Raw genomic sequence first — 15,669 nt, 5'->3', positions numbered from 1 at the left:
CGGCGCCCTCAACTGCGGTACCAGCACTCTGGCATATGCCAGACGCATGCTCCGCCGACGGCGCTCACAGCACCGCGGACAGGAACTCCCGGGTGCGGTCCTTCGCGGGATCGTTGAAGATCTTCTCCGGCGAGCCGGACTCGATGACCCGGCCGGAGTCGAACATCAGGACCTGGTCCGAGATGTCCCGGGCGAAGTTCATCTCGTGGGTCACGCAGAGCATGGTGATGTCGGTGCTGCGCGCGATGTCCCGCAGGACGTCCAGGACGCCCGCCACCAGCTCCGGGTCCAGCGCCGAGGTCACCTCGTCGAGCAGCAGCACCTGCGGCCGCATCGCCAGCGCCCGGGCGATCGCCACCCGCTGCTGCTGGCCGCCGGAGAGCTGGGTCGGGCGGGCGTCGCACTTGTCGGCGAGGCCCACCATGTCCAGCAGCTCACGGGCGCGTGCCTCCGCCTCGTCCTTGGACAGGCCGAGCACGGTGACCGGGGCCTCGGTGATGTTGCGCAGCACCGACATGTTCGGGAACAGGTTGAACTGCTGGAACACCATCCCGATCTTCTTGCGGACCTCGCGGACCTGCTTCTCCGGGGCCGGGAACAGCTGCTCCCCGGCGACCGTGATCGTGCCCTCGTCGGGCTTGGCCAGGGTCATCAGCAGGCGCAGGATCGTCGTCTTGCCGGAGCCGGAGGGCCCGATCAGGGTCACGTGCTTGCCGGACGCGACGGAGAAGTCGAGCCGGTCGAGCACCGTGTTGGATCCGAAGCGCTTGGTGACGTTGTCGAAGCGGATCAGCTCGCCGCCGTCCACCGGCGGGTTGGCGCTCGCGTCGGGTTCTTTCATCAGCGGGGTGTCAGCGGACAAGGCGTCGCTCCAGGGCTCGTACGAGAAGGGAGGCCGGGTAGGCGATGAGGATGAAGGCCACACCGATGACCGTCAGGGGCTCGGTGAACTGGAAGTTCTCCTGCGCGAACAGCCGCGCCGCGCCGAGCATCTCCATGACCGTGATCGTCATCAGGATCGGGGTGTCCTTGAGCATCGCGATGACGTAGTTGCCGAGCGCCGGCACGACCCGGCGGATCGCCTGCGGCAGGATCACCACCCGCCACGTCCGGGTCACCGGCAGGTTCAGCGCCGTCGCGGCCTCCCACTGGCCGGCCGGCACCGCCTCGATTCCGGCGCGGTAGACCTGCATCGTGTACGTCGAGTAGTGCAGCCCGATCGCGAAGACGCCGGTGGTCAGCGCCGAGAAGGTGAAGCCCCACTCGGGCAGCACATAGAACAGGAAGAACAACTGCACCAGCAGCGGAGTGTTGCGGATGAACTCCGTGACCGCTCCGACCGGCCAGCACACCCAGCGGCTCGGCGTGCGCATCAGCAGCGCCCACACCAGGCCCAGCGCGAACGAGATCAGCGAGCCGAGGGCCAGGATCTGGAGGGTGAGCAGCAGCCCGTCCCAGAAGCGTGGCATGAAGTCGGCGACAGCGCCCCAGTCCCAGGTCATCCGAGAGCACCTCCCGCGCCCACGCCGGTCGTCTCAGGACGGTGCAGCTCCTGGTCGGGCGTGCGCCCGACGGGCTTGCCGACACCGGCCTTGAGCTTGCGTTCCAGTCCGCGCATCCCCCGCGTGAGCAGGAAGGCGATGACGAAGTAGATCAGCAGGACGTACGTGTAGATCTCCGCGCTCTCCTGCAGCGCGAGGCGCACCAGGTTGGCGCTGAAGGCCAGGTCGCCCATGCCCATGACGGACACCAGGGCCGTGCCCTTCAACAGCTCCACCAGCAGGTTGGTGAAGGAGGGGATCATCTCCGGCACCGCCTGCGGCAGCAGGATCAGCCGCATCCGCTGCCACGGTGTGAAGCTGAGCGCGATCCCGCCCTCACGCTGGGCCGGGTCGACGGAGTTGAGGGCGCCGCGCACGATCTCGGCGCCGTACGCCCCGTAGGTCAGTCCGAGTGCCAGCGTGCCGGCCCACAGCGGGACCAGCTGCCAGCCGAACGCGACCGGCAGCACGAAGAACACCCAGAAGATCATGATCAGGGCGGAGGTCCCGCGGAACACCTCGGTGTAGAGGCCCGCCAGGAAGCGGACGATCCACAGCCGGTGGGTGCGGGCCATGCCGACCCCGAAGGCGACCGCCGCGGCCACCAGCGCGCTCAGCACCAGAAGCTGGACGGTGATCCAGATTCCTTGCAGTACGAGTTCCCAGAGTCCCGAGGTCATCCGCCGCACAGCTCCTTCGCGGTGAGGTCGGTCATCTCGGCCTCGGTGAAGCCGAAGGGCTTGAGGATGCGCAGCAGCTCCCCGCTCTCCTTCAGCTTGTGAAGCTCGACGTTGAAGGCGTCCCGCAGCTTCGTCTCGGTCGGCCGGAAGGCGAAGGCGCCGCCGTCGACGTGCGGTTTGCCGTCCACGATCGGCTTGAACGGCTCGGTGGCCTCGGCCTTGGCCGACTTCTTGACGACCTCGCGGGTGGTGAGCGCCGTACCGGCGAAGACGTCCACGCGTCCCGCCTCGACGGCGTTCAGCCCCGCGACCTGGTCCGGCACGATGAGGATGTCGCTCTCCTCGTACCCCGCCTCGACGGCGTACTGGATCTCGGCATAGCCGGTCCCGGTGGCGAACTTGGCCTTCTTCTCGACGACGTCCTTGTAGTCGTGCAGCCCCTTGGGATTGCCCTTGCGGACGATGAAGGAGTCGAGCATCTGATAGTCGGGGTCGGAGAAGATGACCTGCTCACAGCGCTCGGGATTGACGTACATCCCGGCGGCGACGACATCGAACTGCTGCGAGTTGAGCCCGGGGATCAGCGAGCCGAACTCGGTGGGAACGGGCTGCACCCGGTCCACCCCGAGCCGCTTGAAGATGACCTTCGCCAGCTCGGGCGCCTCACCGGTGAGTTCGCCGTTCTTGTCGATGTACCCGAAGGGAATCTCACCCGCGATCCCGAGCCGTACGACGCCGGCGGCGCGCAGCCGGTCGAGCAGTTCGCCGCCTTCCTCGGTGGAGGCCGTGGCCACGCGGGAGCAACCCGCCGCGCCCAGCGCGCCGAGCGCCGCCACCCCCGCGAGCAGCGACCGGCGTGTGGGGGTGCCCGATCTGTGTCCGACATGTGTTTCGACATGTTCCAGTGGTGGAGCCATGGCGGCGCGGCTACCCGAGACCATGCGATGTATGCACCCTGGATTGCATGACTGAACGGTTCATCGAGGTGTCGCTGGTCAAGCGTGGAATCACCTGCACGGCGAAACTCCTGGACGACCGCGCCCCGCTCACCTGCGCGGCCGTCTGGGACGCCCTGCCCCTGACCGGCGACGTCTACCACGCCAAGTACGCCCGCAACGAGATCTACGCCCTCTTCCCGCCCTTCGCGGAAACGGAGCCGCCCCTGGAAAACCCGACAGTCACCCCCATCCCCGGCGATCTCTGCTATTTCGCCTTCGCGGGCACGGAGCTGGGCACCAAGTCCTACGGCTACGACCGTGAGGTCCGCCCCGGCACCACGCTGGTCGACCTGGCCCTGTTCTACGAGCGCAACAACCTGCTCCTGAACGGCGACGTGGGCTGGGTGCCCGGCATCGTCTGGGGCCAGGTCGTGGCGGGCCTGGAGGAGATGGCCCAGGGCTGCAACGACCTGTGGCGGTCGGGGGCGCTGGGGGAGTCCCTCAGCTTCCGCAGGGCGTGAGCCCGGCGATCCCGGCCTCGTAGAGCGCGTGCGCCGCCCGCAGCACCAGATCGTCCCGGTGCCGGGCGGCCACGATCTGCAGACCGATCGGCAGGCCGTCCCCGTCCGTACCGACGGGGACGGTCGCCGCCGGCTGCTGGGTGAGGTTGAAGGGGTACGTGAACGGAGTCCAGCCCGTCCAGCGGCGGTGCCCCGAACCCTTCGGGACCTCCGCGCCCGCCTCGAAGGCGGTGAGCGGGAGGGTCGGGGTGACCAAGAGGTCGTGGGTGTCGTGGAAGTGGCCCATGCGGCGGCCGAGTTCCATGCGGACGTCGACCGCGGCCAGGTAGTCGAGGGCGCTGAGGCGGGCGCCGGCGTCGCAGATCTCCCTCAGGCCGGGGTCGAGCAGGTCCCGCTGGTGCGGCCCGAGATGCTGGGTCACCCGGGCCGCCCCGGTGAACCACAGGGTGTGGAAGGCGTCCACCGGGTCGGTGAAGTCGGGGTCGGCCTCCTCGACGTACGCCCCGAGACCCGCCAGCCGCTCCACCGCCCGCCGCACCGCCGCCGCGACCGCCGGGCGCACCGCCACCTGCCCCCCGAAGGTGGGCGAGTAGGCGACGCGCAGGCCGTGCACGCCGCCGGTCAGGCCCGACGCGAAGGAGCCGGGCGGCGGCGGGAGGGCCGACCAGTCGCGGGAGTCGGGGGCGCCGATGACGTCGAGGAGCAGGGCCGCGTCGGCCGCGTCGCGGGTCATCGGGCCGACATGCGCCAAGGTGCCGAACGCGCTGGCGGGGTAGAGCGGGACGCGGCCGTACGTCGGTTTCAGGGCGAAGATGCCGCAGAAGGCCGCCGGGATGCGGACACTGCCGCCGCCGTCCGTGCCGAGTGCGAGCGGTCCCGCGCCGAGTGCCACGGCCGCGCCCGCGCCGCCGCTGGAGCCGCCCGCGGTGCGCGTCGGGTCGTACGGATTGCGGGTGACGCCGGACAGGGGCGAGTCGGTGACGCCCTTCCAGCCGAACTCGGGCGTGGTCGTCTTGCCGAGGAAGACGGCGCCGTGCGCGCGCAGCCGGGCCACGGAGGGGGCGTCCTCGTCCCAACTGCCCTTCTGCGAGATGGTTTTCGAGCCCTTCAGTGTCGGTGCGCCGCGCATCAGCAGGATGTCCTTGACCGTGACCGGCACGCCGTCGAGCAGACCGGCCGGTGCGCCGCGCCGCCAGCGCTCGGCCGACTCGTGGGCCTGCGCGAGGGCCGCGTCGGCGGTGAGGCGCACGAAGGCGCCCACCTCCGGCTGGATCCGCTCGGCCCGTTCCAGGGTCGCGCGGGTGGCGTCGACCGGGCTGAACTCTCCCTTCCGGTAACCGTCGAGGAGTTGTACGGCGGTCAGTTCGGTGAGATCCGTCATGGGTCGCCCTCCAGCCGTAGACGTCAGCGTCCGGGTACGTACCCGCGCTGCTTGTCGACCACGTTCAGCAGCGGTCTGCCCGCCTCCCACCTCTCGTACAGCTCCACGAACTGACGGCCGAGTTCATCCCGCCAGCCGAGGGTGTCCCCGCTCATGTGCGGGGAGACGATCAGACCGGGCATCTCCCACAACGGGCTGTCCGGGGTGAGGGGTTCGTGCTCGAAGACGTCGAGCGCCGCCCCCGCGATCCACCGCTTCGACAGCGCCTCGGCCAGCGCCTCCGCCACGACGAGCTGCCCGCGTCCGACGTTGATGAACCGCGCGGACGGCTGCATGACGCCGAAGCGGCGGGCGTCGAACATGCCGTGCGTCTGCTCGGTGAGCGGCGCGGCGGCGATCACCCAGTCGGCGCGGGCGATCAGCCGGTCGAGGTCGTCGGGGCCGTGGATGCCGGTGCGCGGGGTCCGGCCGACCAGCGCGGTGGTGATGTCGAGCGCCTTGAGCGTGCGGGCGATCGTACGGCCGATGGGACCGGACCCGACCACGCACGCGCGCGTGCCGGCCACGCGCTGCCCCTCGCGGTGCCGCCACTCCCGGGAGCGCTGGAGCTCCAGGGTCCTCGGCAGGTCCTTCGCCATCGCCAGCACCAGCGCGGCGACGTACTCGGCGATCGGCTGGTCGAAGACGCCGCGCGCGTTGGTGACCACGGTGTCGGACGCGGTGAGCTCCGGGCACATCAGGTGGTCCACGCCCGCGCTCGCCGTGTGCACCCAGCGCGGCCGCGGGCCCTGGCCGGGCCAGGCGTGGCGTACGGCGTGCGAGGTGAAGTCCCAGACCAGCAGGACGTCGGCGTGCGGCAGCCGCTCGGCGAGGGTCGAGGCGTCCGCGTGCTCGACGCGGGCGCGTCCGGTGAGGCGGCCGAGACGGGGCAGGGGGTCGGCGTCGAGGACGAGGAGGGTGGGCGGGGAGGCGGGTGGGGGTGCGGGTGCCGTCATACGAGGGTCGCTTCTCCGGTGTGTGTGGGTGCGGGTGCGTGGGGGGGCGTTTCTCGGGAGGTGCGGGCGACGTTACTCAGCGGTTCACTGGAAGGGACGGCCGTCTGACATGCGAGGTTTGACCACGCTCGCACCCGAACCTACCTTCGTCAACACGGGCGTGCGTACGGTCCGTTGCTCACCTATTTCTCGTAGTGAGGGCGGTGCCTGCCATGAGCTCCATGGACATCTCCTTCCTCGGCGGACCCCGGCACCAGCGCGGTGTCGGAGTCGTCGCCCCCTTCGACTTCGCGCTGGACCGGGAACTGTGGCGCTGGGTGCCGGACGAGGTCTCGCTGCACCTGACCCGGACTCCGTACGTGCCGGTCGAGGTCAGCCTCGATCTGGCCCGTCTCGTCAGCGAGCACGAGACGCTGAGCGACGGCGTGCGCACCCTGACCGCGATCGCGCCCGAGGTGGTCGCCTACGCCTGCACCTCCGGCAGCTTCGTCGGCGGCGTCGCGGGCGAGCGGGCCATGTGCGAGGCGATGACACGGGCGGGGGCGATACCGGCGGTCACCACGTCCGGGGCCCTGCTGGAGGCGCTGGCCGAGCTGGGCGTACGGCGGGTGGCGCTGGTGACGCCGTACACCGTGTCGGTGACGCGGGCGCTGGAGGCGTACGTGGCGGAGGCAGGGGCCGTCGTCACGGGGTGCGCGTTCATGGGGCTGACGCGGCACATCTGGAAGGTGCCGTACCGCGACGTGGCGGACATGGCCCGCAGGGCCGTGCGCCGTCCCGCCGACGCCCTGTTCATCAGCTGCACCAACCTGCCCACCTACGACGTGATCCCCCAGCTGGAGGCCGAGCTGCGCATCCCGGTGCTCTCCGCCAACCAGGTCACGATGTGGGCTGCGCTGCGTCGGCTGGGTACCCGAGCCGTGGGGCCGTATCAGGCGCTGATCGATCCGGCGGCGCGCGGCGGCTCCGTACTACCGGACGTGCCGGATGTTCCAGAGCAGGAACAGCAGTAGGAAGGCTGACATGACCGCACTCGGATTCCTCTACCCGGGCCACTCCGCCGAGGACGACTACCCACGCATCGAGCAGCTCCTCGCCAGCGACATCCGCGTCGACCTGGTGCACACCGACATCGGCGAGGACGCGCACCGGGAGGACGCGCTGCGGCAGATGGGCTCCGCCGAGCGGCTCGCGGAGGGCGTGGAGGAGCTGCGGCTGACGGGCGCCGAGGCGGTGGTGTGGGCGTGCACGTCCGGCAGCTTCGTCTACGGCTGGGAGGGCGCCCACGAGCAGGTGCGCGCCCTCGCCGTCGCGGCGGGTATGCCGGCCTCGTCGACGTCGTTCGCCTTCGTGCACGCGATCCGGGAGCTCGGGGTGCGGCGGGTGGCGATCGGCGCGACGTACCCGGACGACGTGGCCCGTCTCTTCGCCGACTTCCTGCGGGCCGCGGACGTGGAGGTGGTGGCGGTCCGCGGCTCTGGGATCATCACCGCGGCCGAGGTCGGCACCTGGGGTGAAAAGGAGCTGTTCGCCCTGGCGAGGGAGGCGGACCACCCCGACGCCGAGGCGATCCTGCTCCCCGACACCGCCCTGCACACCGCCTCCCACCTCCCGGCGCTGGAACAGCTCGTGGGCAAGCCGGTCCTCACCGCCAACCAGGTCACGGTCTGGGAGGCCCTGCGGCTGACCGACCGCCGGGTGAACGCACCGGAACTGGGGTCGCTGTTCACGCGGGAGCCGATCGTGCAGGTGTGATCAGGGCTCCGTGCTCGGCATGGCGACCACGGAGCCCAGGTCTCCTGAGCGCTACGCGACCGGAGCCAGTGCCACGGTGGCGGTGAAGCGGCTTTCCCCGTTCTGCACCGCCTCCACGCGCACCCGCTGCCGGCCGGTGTCCGCCGGTTCGCGGTCGGCCTGGATCCAGCACGGGGCGTCCAGCTCCACATAGCGGCTGAAGACGGCATCCAGGCCGACGGCCACGGTCGGGGCCGGGTGCCCCGTCTTGTGGGCCGACTGGCGCGCGGCTTCGAGCAGGAGCATGCCCGGCACGTGGTCGACCGGGTGGTCGAACAGCACGGGATGCGCGAGGTCGACCCGTAGCTGACTGCGGCTGGGCGCATCCGTCGCCGACAGCACGACGTCGGTGAGGTGCGCGCGGGCGACCCTTTCGGGGGCGACCGGAGGTGCGAGCGGGATGGCTCCGGCGACGGCTGCGTCGATGTCCGCGTACCGGCCGCGCAGCCGCCGGTAGATGGCCGGCGCGTGATCGCGGAAGCCCAACTCGGCCGTGCCGAGCGGGAGGCCGTCGCGGACCATCTCGACGTGCATGGTGAGCGAGGCCAGCCGACCGGCTCGGCGGGTGACGTCGGAGCAGGAGACGAACAGGTCGATCTCGGCCGCCGTCCCGGCGTCGGCCAGAGCCTCGGGCGCGAGCGTCTGCCGGTAGAAGTGCCAGGACTGCTTGTGTCCGAACGGGACGTCGTAGGCGGTGTGGCTGAGCAGCGGCACCGCCTGACGTATCGACTCGGCCGCGAGCATCGGGTCGATCAGGCCGTGTACGGGACGGTAGAAGTGGTGGTCGGCCGGCCAGCGCGCGGTGATGTGGAAGCTGTCGGTTCCGACGGTGCGGCATCCGGTGAGGAGCACCTCGGACTCGACTCTCTTGTGTACGTACTCGCGTGGCACCTGGGCTGTGGCGAACATGCGGATCCCCCTGTGATGAACGTCAGACCCTCGTGTGCAGGGACATGGAGGTACTGCGTTGATGCGTCCACAACATAAAGAGTGCTCGTTTTGTTTTTGGAAAAGAGCAGGCAAAGGAAGGGTGTGGAAATGGTCAAAGAGGATGGCGAGAAGGTGGACGTACAGGTTCCGCCTGCCGCGATAACATAAGGAACGTTTCCATAACGCAAAGGAGGGTGAGCTGTGCGGCAACCCAAGCAGGAGCGGGCGATACAGACGCGCGAGGCGATCATCCGCGCCGCCGCGGAGGTGTTCGACGAGTACGGCTTCGCCGGTGCCAGCATCAGTCGTATCCTCCAGCGGGCCGGGGTCACGGCGGGCGCCCTGTACTTCCACTTCGGCTCCAAGGAGGGCCTGGCCAAGGCGGTGATGAGCGCCCAGCCGGACACGATCGTCCCGCTGCTCCAATCGCAGGGGCTGCAACGGCTGGTCGACATCACGCTGATCTGGGCACGCCAGCTGCAGGCGGACCCGCTGCTGCGGGCAGGGGTCCGGCTCACCGGGGAGCAGGACTCCTTCGGTCTGCGCGACTCCAGCCCCTACCAGGAGTGGAGTCAGATAATGGAGGACTGTCTGCGGGTCGCCCAGGAGAAGGGTGAGCTGCAGGCCGGTGTCGAGCCGTGGGAACTCGCCGAGCTGGTCGTCGAGGCCTGTACGGGCATGCAGATGTACGCGGCGGCGAAGAGTGGCCGGGCCGACCTGTTGGACCGGGTGGTGCGGATGTGGCGACTGCTGCTGCCCGGCGTCGCCGTACCGGCGGTGATCTCCCGTACCGAGCTGGATCCCGCGCGGGTCGGTCCGGCCGTGGAGGCCATGGCCCGGACCGCCTCCTCGGGTGAGGCCGTCGGATGACGTCGTCCTGACTGCCGGGCCGGGATCGCCCGATTCCCGTGATCCGCCCGTCGTCGGCAAGTAAGGTGCACCGGGTCCGCATTGCCGTGCCCATGGCGATGCGGCTCTTTCATGGTGTTCGGCTGCGACGTCAGCAGGGGGAATTTCATGGTTCGTACGCTCAGTCGGCTGCGCCTGGCCGCGGTGAACATCGACGGTGTTCTGCTCAACGACACGTTCAGCCCCGTCATCCACCAGTTCCTGGTGAGCCGGGGGCACGCCTACACCGCCGAGGTGGAGCGCAGCATCTTCTCGCAGTCGCGCCAGGTCGCGAGCCGGTACCTCGCCGAGGCGATCGACGGGCCGATCACGCCGGAAGAGGCGTTGGAGGTGTACTTCCGGGAACGCGCACAGTACGTGGCGAACCACCCGGTGAGGCTCAACGACGGTGCCGTCGAGCTGCTTCAGCGGCTGCGCGCCCTGGGGCTCAGGACCGTCTGCTACGGCGGCCTGGCCAAGGACCACTTCGACGAGTTCCTCGGCGCGCACGCCGAACTCTTCGACCAGCCCGGGTACATCTGCACCGACGCTTTCCGTCCGGGCATTCACGAGATCGTCACCGAGTACTTCGGGCTGCGGTACGACGAGGCCGTCTTCATCGACGACGTGGCGAACGTGGGCCGTGCGGCCAAGGACCTGGGTGTCCCGTTCATCGGTCATCCCACCGACTACGAGGCCAGCTTCCAGCCGCAGTTGATGCGTGAGACCGGTGTGCGGCACCTGGTCCGCTCCCTGGACGCCATCGACGAGGACCTGCTGCGCACGGTGGACCGCGAGGCGGCCCTCGGCGACTTCTGGCGGGGCTGACATGCTGAGCGGCAGAGTCGCCATGATCACCGGCGCGTCCAGCGGCATAGGAGCGGCGGCGGCTCGGTTGTTCGCCGCCGAGGGGGCGGCCGTGGTGCTCATGGCGCGGCGTGGCGACCGGCTGGCGAGCCTCGCGGAGGAGATCCGTGCGGCCGGCGGGCGGGCGGTCGTGGTGGAGGGCGATGTGACCTCGTCCTCGGCGGTCGAAAGGTGTGTCGAGACGGCCGTCGACGCCTTCGGAAAGCTGGACGCCGCCTTCAACAACGCCGGTTACGCCACCATCGGCCCCTCCCTGCACGAGATGACCGACGAGGACTACGTCCGGACCATGGACGTCAACGTGCGGGGCGTCTGGAACTGCCTGCGGTACCAGATCCCGGCGATGCTGGCGTCCGGCGGCGGGGCCGTGGTGAACACCTCCAGCGTCGCCGGCGTGCTCGCCTCGGGCGCGTCGGCCGCGTATGTCGCCGCGAAACACGCGGTGATCGGTCTGACCCGGGCCGCCGCGCGGGAGTACGGCGATCGCGGGATCCGGGCCAACGCGCTGGTCGTGGGCAGCACCCGGACCGAGATGATGGACCGGGTGCTGTCCGACTCGCCCCAGCTGGAGGAACGGTTCGTCGCGCACACGCTGCGCCGGAGCATGGCCGCGCCGGAAGAGATCGCCCAGGCCGCCGCCTGGCTGTGCAGCGAGCGGGCCGGATTCGTCACCGGTACGGCGATGCCCGTGGACGGCGGGAGGACCGCCGTCTGACGATGGCGAGCCGCCCCGATGCCCGGGGCGGCGCACGAGGGGCGGCCTCCCCGGGGGTCGCCCCTCGTCGCGTCCGGCGCGGGAACACGCGCCGCCTCATGGAGGAGCCGGGCGGGCCGTGCTGCCGCGCCGTCTTACGGGAAGGGGCAAGGTCCTGGACAATAAAAGCCAGGAAAAACAAAGCGAACGATCGCTTCGGTATTGTCCCTGTCAGTGAACCGGAGGTGACCCTTGGTCATTCAGGAGAGGTCCGCCCGGACCCGTCGGTGCCTGGTGCTGGCCGCCGCCGCCGAGATCGACGAGAACGGCTACGACAGAGCCACGCTGGCCCGGATCTGCAACCGCGCCCACGTGTCCATGGGGGCGCTGACCTTTCACTTCACCTCCAAACGTGAGCTCGCCGACGCGGTGCGGGCCGACGCCCGCGTGATCGTCGACGACCGGACACGGCAGCTGGTGAGCGCCCCCGGCCCCGCCACGGCCTCGCTGGTCCGGCTGACCGTCGGGCTGGTCCACCTCCTGGAGACGGATGTCGTCGTCCGGTCCGCGGCCCGGCTCGCCCGGGACTGTCCCGACGACTGTCCCGATGTCGACGGCTGGGTGGGCGCCTGGCTGCCCGTGGTGCGGCGGCTGGTGGTCGAGGCGCAGTGCCGTCGGGAGCTGCGGCCGGAGGTGGACCCGCAGGTCATGGCCGCTCTGGTGGTGCATCTGGTGGCCGGGGCGGAGGCGGCCGTACGTACCGGGGCCGACGAGGCGCCGACGGAGGCGGCGGTGCAGATGGAACGCCTGTGGGCGGTGGTGCTGTGCGGGGCCGCGGCCTGGGTCTGACCTGCGCTTCCGGGTGGTCGACCGGTTTGTGCCGAGAAACCTCTAGAAAAAAAAGCGATCGTTCTCTATTCTTCTGGGGGTAGGCAGGGCCGCTGGACGAGAACGGGGGGAAACGCCGTGAGAATCGCGGTGGTGGGAGCAGGTGGTATCGGCGGTTACTTCGGAGGCCGCCTCGCCGCAGCGGGTGAGGACGTGCACTTCGTGGCGCGAGGCGCCCACCTCGACGCGCTTCGCGGCGGCGGGCTCGCGATCGAGAGCCCGGACGGTGGCGTCTCGGTCGTTCCGGTACGGGCGACACACGACAGCACGGAGATCGGAGTCGTCGACTATGTGCTGCTCTGTGTGAAGACCTGGCAGCTGGAGCCCGCGCTGAAGACCGTGCGGCCGCTGCTGGGCCCGGCGACGGCGGTCGTCACCGTGCAGAACGGCGTCGAGGCACCGGGCCAGGTGGCCGAGGCGCTCGGCGGTGCGGCGGTCATGCCCGGGATCGCGAAGGTGATCAGCCTGCTCGACTCGCCCGGCCGCGTCCGCCACCTCGGCGGCCTCGGCCTCCTGGGCTTCGGGGAATGGGACGGTCAGACTTCCGATCGCGCCCGCCGACTGTCCGACGCGCTCGCGGGCGCCGGGATCGAGGGCGGGATGCTCAAGGACATCTGGGCCGAGCTGTGGGCCAAGTTCCTCTTCATCGTGCCGTTCGGCGGACTCGGCGCGGCGGCGGACGCCACGATCGGCGAACTGCGCACCCAGCCACGGACCCGGCGGCTGCTGACGGAGGCGATGGCCGAGATCGAGCGCGTCGCCCGGGCCCGGAACGTGAACCTGGCGCACGACGTGGTGCACAGGTCCCTGGACTTCGTCGACCAGCAGCCCGCCGCCGGCACCTCCTCGCTCCAGCGCGACCTGCTGGCCGGCCGGCCCTCGGAACTCGAGGCGCTCACCGGCGCGGTGGTGCGGCTGGGCGCCGAGAGCGGCGTGGCGACCCCGGTCAACTCCTTCCTCCACGACGTGCTGAGCGTGCGCGAGGCACGCGCGATCGCCGACGCCGACCACGCGCAGGGAGATTGACGTGCACTCAGTAGCCGAGCCGGCCGTCGACCTCGCCATCGTCGGCGCCGGACCCAGCGGACTCTACGCCGCCTATTACGCCGGCTTCCGGGGCCTGACCACCGCCGTCCTGGACACCCTGCCGCACGTCGGCGGTCAAGTGGCCGCGATGTACCCGGAGAAGCTGCTCTACGACGTCGCCGCGCACCCCGCGATCAAGGGACGCGACCTCGTCGACAACCTCGTCCGCCAGGCGGCCCCGTTCGAACCCCGCTACCTCCTCGGACAGACCGCGACCACGCTCACCCGGACCGGACCCCGATGGACGCTGCGGACCGACCGCGGCACCCGGGTGGACGCCGGTGCGGTGCTCATCACGGCCGGTCTGGGCAGGTTCGTCCCGCGCCAACTGCCGGCCGCCGTACACCTCGAAGGCCGCGGCGTGACGTATCACGTGCCGCGCCTCGACGAGCACCGAGACCGTGACGTGGTGATCGCCGGCGGCGGTGACAGCGCCGTGGACTGGGCGCTCGCTCTGGCTCCCCTCGCCCGCTCCGTCACCCTCGTGCACCGCCGCGGCACGTTCCGTGCCCACGAGCACAGCGTGCGGCAGCTGCGTGCCGCGCCGGTACGTGTCCTCACGGACGCTCAGATCACCCGCTGCCTGGGGGAGACGTGGCTCGCAGGGGTCGAGATCCGGGCCGGTGACGACCTGCTGACGCTGCCCGCGCACACCCTGATCACCGCGCTCGGTTTCTCCGCCAACCTCGGACCCATCGCCGACTGGGGCATCGAACTGGAGTACCGGCAGATCAAGGTCGACGCGACCATGCGGACCAGTCTGCCCTTGGTCTACGCGGCCGGGGACGGCTGTACCTACCCCGGCCGGGTGCCTTTGATCTCGGTCGGCTTCGGAGAGGCCGCCACCGCGGTCAATCACGCGGCCGTGGCCCTGCGGCCCGGCGAGCGCCTGGCGCCGGGCCACTCCTCCGACGCCGTGCCCGCGCCCGAGCCGCGGCTGCGGGCCGCCTCCGTCACCTGACCCCTGCGCCGCCCTCACACGCCGGCGAAGTCCGGCACAGCCCACCCGCGTGCGGCGAGATTTCCGCACGGCGCGGCACGACTCGGCACGCCTGCACGCCCGCGCCCCCATCCCGGACCCCGCACCCCACCCCGCACGAGGTGCCACGGCACCGTGCGGCCCGACACCTCCGGACATCCGTCCCCGGCCCGGCACGGCCGGAATCCGACCTGCCCTCAGGGAGTCACGCAGCAATGGACCTCAAGAAACTGACCCTGATGCCGCACGGCCTGGAAGTCCTCCTTCCAGTGGGCTCGCCCCTGACCGAGCTCGAATACGAGACCTCGCGGCGAGTCATTCCGTTCGGTTGTCAGTCGGGAGCGTGCGGCGCCTGCGTGATCGAGGTGCTCGACGGCTTCGAGTCACTCGGCGAGATGGATCCCGAAGAGGCCGATTTCCTCGAGGACCTCGGCCGGGCGGACGGGAACTACCGCCTGGCCTGCCAGTGCCGCCTCATCAGCGCCGCGACGGTCCGCGTCGCGGACGACCAGTGACCCCCCACCTGATTCACCACACGATTCACAAGGGAGAGACAGCAGCCATGCGCAACCGTGTTGCCCACGTCGGGTACGAAGCCGGTACCCCGTTCCTGAACGCCGCCGCCTCCGTCGAGCTGCGGGCGCAGATGGACCAGCAGATCGACCAGCAGATCGAGGAGTGGTACGCGAGCGTTCCGGCCGCCGCCCACCTCGAGGGCAAGAACGTCGACTCGGCGTACTACAAGCGCCACCTCATCGAGACCGCCTGGCGCATCCGCCTGCTGCGCGTCGCCGAGTCCAAGGCGCTGACCGAGATAGCCAAGCGCCACCCGCAGGCCGCGCAGATCTGGGCGACCTACGAGCAGGAGGAGATGCTCCACGACGAGCTTTTCATCGACGACCTCGCCAAGATCGGCGTCTCCCGCGAGGAGTTCCTCGCGACCGAGCCGTACCTGTCGACGAAGCTGCTCGCCGGCTACTTCTCGTATCTGCTCGACCACGAGGGCCCGCTCGGCGTCGTCGCGTACTCCTACCTCGTCGAGTACGTGAACGTGAAGCTCGAGCCGGGCAAGCTCGTCGCGCTCAAGGAGTCGATCGGCGAGCAGAAGATCGGCGGCCAGATCAGCCACTCGCACACCGACATCAACGACGACCACCCGGGCGAGGTCTGGGCGGCGCTGCGTTTCCTGATCCGTGACGAGGAGGACATCGACGCGCTGCGCACGTACCTGCGCGAGCACCAGTCGATCCTCGCTCTGTACTTCAAGGAGCTGTACGAGGACACCCTCGCCGCCACTCAGACGCCCGTCGCGGAGACGGCCGCCGCCTGAGCGCTCCGCTGGAAGGGCCGCGACAGGCCGTAGGTCTTCCGCGGGTCCGTCGTGGCTGGTCGCGCAGTTCCCCGCGCCCCCCCGGGGCCTTGGCGGTGGCCCTGGCCGAGCATCCACCGACGACCGCCAGCCCCGGCAACAGCAACCCCCCGATGCC

General features: G+C 70.3%; 18 protein-coding genes. 11 read left to right on the top strand and 7 right to left on the bottom strand.

The features are described 5' to 3' along the window. Positions 1-64: 64 nt before the first annotated feature. Genes ehuA through ehuB form a run of 4 tightly spaced genes read right to left on the bottom strand, consistent with a single transcriptional unit; the run spans position 65 to position 3,138 of the window. The gene (ehuA, locus tag ABZ078_RS39710) at positions 65-841 is read right to left on the bottom strand and encodes an ectoine/hydroxyectoine ABC transporter ATP-binding protein EhuA (RefSeq protein ID WP_356583417.1); all 777 of its coding nucleotides are present in this window, start codon (positions 839-841) and stop codon (positions 65-67) included. A 10-nt stretch (positions 842-851) separates the two neighbouring features. Beyond that, positions 852-1,502 (bottom strand): ectoine/hydroxyectoine ABC transporter permease subunit EhuD, encoded by a 651-nt coding sequence (gene ehuD / locus ABZ078_RS39705; protein ID WP_356583405.1) that lies wholly within the window; start codon positions 1,500-1,502, stop codon positions 852-854. Next, positions 1,499-2,221: an ectoine/hydroxyectoine ABC transporter permease subunit EhuC gene (gene ehuC / locus ABZ078_RS39700; RefSeq protein ID WP_356583404.1), complete on the bottom strand. Its 723-nt coding sequence runs from the start codon at positions 2,219-2,221 to the stop codon at positions 1,499-1,501. The genes ehuD and ehuC overlap by 4 nt, the downstream gene beginning before the upstream one ends. Then, positions 2,218-3,138: an ectoine/hydroxyectoine ABC transporter substrate-binding protein EhuB gene (ehuB, locus tag ABZ078_RS39695; protein WP_356583403.1), complete on the bottom strand. Its 921-nt coding sequence runs from the start codon at positions 3,136-3,138 to the stop codon at positions 2,218-2,220. Before ehuB ends, ehuC begins: the two co-directional genes overlap by 4 nt. Positions 3,139-3,185: 47 nt before the next feature. Here ehuB and ABZ078_RS39690 point away from each other — a divergent pair, with 47 nt between their 5' ends. Further along, on the top strand, positions 3,186-3,680 hold the full coding sequence (locus tag ABZ078_RS39690) for a DUF3830 family protein (protein WP_356583402.1): 495 nt from the start codon (positions 3,186-3,188) through the stop codon (positions 3,678-3,680). Here ABZ078_RS39690 and ABZ078_RS39685 read toward each other — a convergent pair. Further along, the gene (locus ABZ078_RS39685) at positions 3,661-5,061 is read right to left on the bottom strand and encodes an amidase (RefSeq protein WP_356583401.1); all 1,401 of its coding nucleotides are present in this window, start codon (positions 5,059-5,061) and stop codon (positions 3,661-3,663) included. The two genes, ABZ078_RS39690 and ABZ078_RS39685, sit on opposite strands and share 20 nt — an antisense overlap. Positions 5,062-5,084: 23 nt before the next feature. Next, positions 5,085-6,056 (bottom strand): D-2-hydroxyacid dehydrogenase, encoded by a 972-nt coding sequence (locus tag ABZ078_RS39680; RefSeq protein ID WP_356583400.1) that lies wholly within the window; start codon positions 6,054-6,056, stop codon positions 5,085-5,087. Between the two features lie 221 nt (positions 6,057-6,277). On the opposite strand from ABZ078_RS39680, the gene ABZ078_RS39675 reads away from it, so the two are divergent. Together ABZ078_RS39675 and ABZ078_RS39670 are read left to right on the top strand one after the other, a co-directional pair. Next, complete coding sequence (locus ABZ078_RS39675) at positions 6,278-7,069, top strand: aspartate/glutamate racemase family protein (protein WP_356583416.1); 792 nt, start codon at positions 6,278-6,280, stop codon at positions 7,067-7,069. Positions 7,070-7,079: 10 nt separating this feature from the next. Beyond that, positions 7,080-7,811 (top strand): aspartate/glutamate racemase family protein, encoded by a 732-nt coding sequence (locus ABZ078_RS39670; protein WP_356583399.1) that lies wholly within the window; start codon positions 7,080-7,082, stop codon positions 7,809-7,811. Between the two features lie 51 nt (positions 7,812-7,862). Here the strand turns inward: ABZ078_RS39670 and ABZ078_RS39665 are convergent, their stop codons facing one another. Then, positions 7,863-8,759 carry a ScbA/BarX family gamma-butyrolactone biosynthesis protein gene (locus ABZ078_RS39665; protein ID WP_356583398.1) on the bottom strand — a complete coding sequence of 299 codons (897 nt, stop codon included), beginning with the start codon at positions 8,757-8,759 and terminating at the stop codon, positions 7,863-7,865. A gap of 222 nt (positions 8,760-8,981) precedes the next feature. On the opposite strand from ABZ078_RS39665, the gene ABZ078_RS39660 reads away from it, so the two are divergent. The 8 genes from ABZ078_RS39660 to ABZ078_RS39625 all read left to right on the top strand — a co-directional run bounded on the left by ABZ078_RS39660 (position 8,982) and on the right by ABZ078_RS39625 (position 15,512). Next, the gene (locus ABZ078_RS39660; RefSeq protein ID WP_356583397.1) at positions 8,982-9,650 is read left to right on the top strand and encodes a ScbR family autoregulator-binding transcription factor; all 669 of its coding nucleotides are present in this window, start codon (positions 8,982-8,984) and stop codon (positions 9,648-9,650) included. A 147-nt stretch (positions 9,651-9,797) separates the two neighbouring features. Further along, positions 9,798-10,496 (top strand): HAD family phosphatase, encoded by a 699-nt coding sequence (locus tag ABZ078_RS39655; protein ID WP_356583396.1) that lies wholly within the window; start codon positions 9,798-9,800, stop codon positions 10,494-10,496. 1 nt (position 10,497) lies between these two features. Next, a complete protein-coding gene (locus ABZ078_RS39650; protein ID WP_356583395.1) occupies positions 10,498-11,250 on the top strand; it encodes a glucose 1-dehydrogenase in 753 nt (250 codons plus the stop codon). A gap of 231 nt (positions 11,251-11,481) precedes the next feature. After that, positions 11,482-12,078, top strand: coding sequence for a TetR/AcrR family transcriptional regulator (locus tag ABZ078_RS39645; protein ID WP_356583394.1), 597 nt, complete (start codon positions 11,482-11,484; stop codon positions 12,076-12,078). A 132-nt stretch (positions 12,079-12,210) separates the two neighbouring features. Next, positions 12,211-13,143, top strand: a complete 933-nt coding sequence (locus ABZ078_RS39640) for a 2-dehydropantoate 2-reductase (RefSeq protein ID WP_356583393.1) — start codon at positions 12,211-12,213, stop codon at positions 13,141-13,143. Position 13,144: 1 nt separating this feature from the next. Continuing rightward, positions 13,145-14,164, top strand: a complete 1,020-nt coding sequence (locus ABZ078_RS39635) for an NAD(P)/FAD-dependent oxidoreductase (RefSeq protein ID WP_356583392.1) — start codon at positions 13,145-13,147, stop codon at positions 14,162-14,164. 233 nt (positions 14,165-14,397) lie between these two features. Further along, on the top strand, positions 14,398-14,697 hold the full coding sequence (locus ABZ078_RS39630; protein WP_356583391.1) for a 2Fe-2S iron-sulfur cluster-binding protein: 300 nt from the start codon (positions 14,398-14,400) through the stop codon (positions 14,695-14,697). Positions 14,698-14,744: 47 nt separating this feature from the next. Then, positions 14,745-15,512, top strand: coding sequence for a hypothetical protein (locus tag ABZ078_RS39625; protein ID WP_356583390.1), 768 nt, complete (start codon positions 14,745-14,747; stop codon positions 15,510-15,512). Positions 15,513-15,669: the final 157 nt, after the last annotated feature.

The organism is Streptomyces sp. NPDC006385 (assembly GCF_040612485.1).
Taxonomy (GTDB): Bacteria; Actinomycetota; Actinomycetes; order Streptomycetales; family Streptomycetaceae; genus Streptomyces.
This window is presented reverse-complemented; position numbering and strand designations above follow the sequence as displayed.

Coding starts and splice junctions, on each gene's coding strand:
- ABZ078_RS39665 (WP_356583398.1), bottom strand. CDS start 8,759: ATGTTCGCCACAGCCCAGGTGCCACGCGAGTACGTACACAAGAGAGTC.
- ABZ078_RS39625 (WP_356583390.1), top strand. CDS start 14,745: ATGCGCAACCGTGTTGCCCACGTCGGGTACGAAGCCGGTACCCCGTTC.
- ABZ078_RS39675 (WP_356583416.1), top strand. CDS start 6,278: ATGGACATCTCCTTCCTCGGCGGACCCCGGCACCAGCGCGGTGTCGGA.
- ehuC (WP_356583404.1), bottom strand. CDS start 2,221: ATGACCTCGGGACTCTGGGAACTCGTACTGCAAGGAATCTGGATCACC.
- ABZ078_RS39650 (WP_356583395.1), top strand. CDS start 10,498: ATGCTGAGCGGCAGAGTCGCCATGATCACCGGCGCGTCCAGCGGCATA.
- ABZ078_RS39630 (WP_356583391.1), top strand. CDS start 14,398: ATGGACCTCAAGAAACTGACCCTGATGCCGCACGGCCTGGAAGTCCTC.
- ehuD (WP_356583405.1), bottom strand. CDS start 1,502: ATGACCTGGGACTGGGGCGCTGTCGCCGACTTCATGCCACGCTTCTGG.
- ehuA (WP_356583417.1), bottom strand. CDS start 841: ATGAAAGAACCCGACGCGAGCGCCAACCCGCCGGTGGACGGCGGCGAG.
- ABZ078_RS39690 (WP_356583402.1), top strand. CDS start 3,186: ATGACTGAACGGTTCATCGAGGTGTCGCTGGTCAAGCGTGGAATCACC.
- ehuB (WP_356583403.1), bottom strand. CDS start 3,138: ATGGCTCCACCACTGGAACATGTCGAAACACATGTCGGACACAGATCG.
- ABZ078_RS39680 (WP_356583400.1), bottom strand. CDS start 6,056: ATGACGGCACCCGCACCCCCACCCGCCTCCCCGCCCACCCTCCTCGTC.
- ABZ078_RS39670 (WP_356583399.1), top strand. CDS start 7,080: ATGACCGCACTCGGATTCCTCTACCCGGGCCACTCCGCCGAGGACGAC.
- ABZ078_RS39685 (WP_356583401.1), bottom strand. CDS start 5,061: ATGACGGATCTCACCGAACTGACCGCCGTACAACTCCTCGACGGTTAC.
- ABZ078_RS39655 (WP_356583396.1), top strand. CDS start 9,798: ATGGTTCGTACGCTCAGTCGGCTGCGCCTGGCCGCGGTGAACATCGAC.